Origin of the sequence: Oceanospirillum linum, from assembly GCF_001995095.2 — a bacterium.
Lineage (GTDB): Bacteria > Pseudomonadota > Gammaproteobacteria > Pseudomonadales > Halomonadaceae > Oceanospirillum > Oceanospirillum linum.
In genome coordinates, this window is record NZ_MTSD02000286.1 from 1 (window position 1) to 255 (window position 255).

The window sequence follows — 255 nt, forward strand, 5'->3', positions numbered from 1 at the left end:
CCTTTTGGGTTATATGGTCAAGCAACTAAGCGCATACGGTGGATGCCTTGGCAGTCAGAGGCGATGAAGGACGTAGAAACCTGCGAAAAGCCTCGGGGAGCTGGTAAACAAGCTTTGATCCGAGGATGTCCGAATGGGGAAACCCACCCAGTGTAAGCTGGGTATCGTATCGTGAATACATAGCGATGCGAGGCGAACCCGGGGAACTGAAACATCTAAGTACCCGGAGGAAAAGAAATCAACCGAGATTCCGAA

Annotated in this window: 1 rRNA gene; it reads left to right on the top strand. The window is 51.0% G+C overall.

Annotation, left to right across the window (positions count from 1 at the left end):
* Positions 1-15: 15 nt before the first annotated feature.
* Positions 16-255, top strand: a 23S ribosomal RNA gene (locus tag BTA35_RS17665); the annotation flags it as partial.